Below are 2,208 nucleotides of genomic sequence, written 5' to 3'. Positions count from 1 at the left end.
TCTCAATTCAATACTTGATATCACCGTATTATATATCAAGTAGTTGATTTTTTCCTAAAAATATATTGATTTTTGTCAATATAAGTATAGTTTTGTCTATGAAATTGTCAACTTAGGACTTGCTCATCTCTATGGTTTCACCACACTTCGTGAAGGGAATCTGCTGGATGTGATATAATTTTTGATTGTTGATGGCTTAATTGTTGTAATCTATTTGTTAAATCTGCGATCAATTTTTTAGCATTTTGTTTTAAACATCCAGGAATATAATCTTGTACTTTTATAGGTTCAGCAATTTGAATATTTACATCTGTTCCCCAATTGGGATAGGGTTGACTATAGTTAATAGCTACAGGAATAATTTTGATGTCTAACCCTAGATGCAGATGTTCTGCACTTAAAGCTAAACGCGCAACACCTGATTTTAAAGGGTGAACTTTGCTATCTCGAAAAATATCACCTTCGGGATAAATCACCAACATTTCTCCCTGTGAAATTAACTCTACTGTATGACGCAAGGCGGCGATCGCAGGTTTTTGAGTATCTACAGGAAAACCTCCCATGCGTTTCACCAACCAACCTTGTATTCCTTGACACTCACTGCTTGTCACCATAAATCGCAGATCTCGACCACTAACATAACGACCTGTAGCATAGGGTAACAGCAAGGAATCCCAACGGGAACGGTGAGTAGGTGCAAGAATCACTGGTCCAGTTTTGGGGATATTTTCTTGCCCCAGGATGTCAATTTTAGCAAAATACATAGGTATCACCACATTATGCCCCAAACTATAGGCTAAAGAAGTTAACCAAGGGGAAACCTGTGATCTACTAAAAACCACCTTAGAATTTTTAGAGATGTTTGTTAGTTGAGAGGGGGACTTGGTAGACGCAGAGTAAAATTCCTTCATAACGGTGGCTGAAATTTAGCTGGTAAAATGTGACGCAAACTTGATTATGTCCACCGTAAATTTTCTTGAGTAATTTTTGTTTTCCTATCTGGACAGTTTAACCTCTGTCTGTTATTTATGCTTATGTCTTTTTGCTGCAAACCAGGACTGTAATTGTTGACGACAAGCTGATTCTAGAATACCTCCTACTACTTGTAAACGGTGATTGGATGCGGGGCTTGAGGGTATGTTAATAACAGTACGTATTGAACCAGTTTTAGTATCGTCCACACTATAGACAATCGTCGCCAAACGTGCATGGACGATAGCACCTGCACACATTGGACATGGTTCTAATGTGACGTAAAGGGTACATTGATCTAAACGCCAACTTTGTAAGGTTTTTGCGGCTGAACGAATAGCGATCACTTCCGCATGGGCAGTAGGGTCTTTGTCTCTTTCTTTTCTATTTTCACCTGTAGCTATTAAATTACCTGCTGCATCAACAATGACTGCACCTACAGGAACTTCCCCCGCTTCACCTGCTACCTGTGCTAATTCTAAAGCCTGATGCATCCATTGTTGGTGATTGAGGATTGGTGATTGGGGATTGGTGATTGGGGATTGGTGATTGGTCATCAGTAAATAACTGCTATTCCGATACAAAAAAGCTAACTAATACTAACAAAAGTTGGCTTTTTCTTCCTGTTTCACCCTAGCAGTGTCGGCACTATCTAGTCCACAGGCTAACACGATCAATCTGACCGCTTCTTGTTTTAAATTAATTGCAGCAACTAGCTACTAACCCTATTCTCTGTTCCCTATTAAGAGTTCCCTGTTTCCTGAGCTAACAACGGATCAAGTTGACCTTTTGTATCCAACTCATACAGATCATCACAACCGCCAATGTGTTGACTATTAATAAATATTTGGGGTACGCTACGGCGACCGTTGGCGCGTTCTGCCATTTTTGATCTCGCTTCTTCGTTACCGTCTATTTTGTATTCGGTAAATTTTACACCTTTCCAAGATAACAGCATTTTAGCACGTATACAATATGGGCAGGTTTGCCATGTATATATTTCTACTTTGGCTTTAATGCGTTCTGGGTGACGACCTAAAAGGGGGTTAAGAAAATCTAGCATATTTTTATTTTTTGTTATTTATATCTAGCTTAGATGATTTAGCGTGTTCTGCCGATACAAAAAAGCTAACTAATGCTAACAAAAGTTGGCTTTTTCTTCCTGTTTCACCCTAGCAGTGTCGGCACTATCTAGTCCACAGGCTAACACGATCAATCTGACCGCTTCTTGTTTTA

The 2,208-nt window shown here is 39.2% G+C and carries 3 protein-coding genes; all 3 read right to left on the bottom strand.

Translation table 11 applies throughout. The features are described 5' to 3' along the window. Positions 1–137: 137 nt before the first annotated feature. On the bottom strand, positions 138–911 hold the full coding sequence (locus FFR48_RS27440) for a lysophospholipid acyltransferase family protein (RefSeq protein ID WP_137669533.1): 774 nt from the start codon (positions 909–911) through the stop codon (positions 138–140). Positions 912–1,022: 111 nt separating this feature from the next. Continuing rightward, positions 1,023–1,529, bottom strand: coding sequence for a tRNA adenosine(34) deaminase TadA (tadA, locus tag FFR48_RS27435; protein WP_137669532.1), 507 nt, complete (start codon positions 1,527–1,529; stop codon positions 1,023–1,025). A 185-nt stretch (positions 1,530–1,714) separates the two neighbouring features. Continuing rightward, complete coding sequence (grxC, locus tag FFR48_RS27430; RefSeq protein ID WP_096572050.1) at positions 1,715–2,035, bottom strand: glutaredoxin 3; 321 nt, start codon at positions 2,033–2,035, stop codon at positions 1,715–1,717. Positions 2,036–2,208: the final 173 nt, after the last annotated feature.

It is taken from the genome of Sphaerospermopsis reniformis, assembly GCF_005402885.1.
Taxonomy (GTDB): domain Bacteria; phylum Cyanobacteriota; class Cyanobacteriia; order Cyanobacteriales; family Nostocaceae; genus Sphaerospermopsis; species Sphaerospermopsis kisseleviana.
The sequence above is the reverse complement of the archived record's forward strand: the minus strand, read 5'-3'. Positions and strand labels throughout refer to the sequence as shown.

What these genes read in the sequence shown, in the direction of transcription:
- FFR48_RS27440 (WP_137669533.1), bottom strand. Translation starts at nt 911, where the DNA reads ATGAAGGAATTTTACTCTGCGTCTACCAAGTCCCCCTCTCAACTAACA.
- tadA (WP_137669532.1), bottom strand. Translation starts at nt 1,529, where the DNA reads ATGACCAATCACCAATCCCCAATCACCAATCCCCAATCACCAATCCTC.
- grxC (WP_096572050.1), bottom strand. Translation starts at nt 2,035, where the DNA reads ATGCTAGATTTTCTTAACCCCCTTTTAGGTCGTCACCCAGAACGCATT.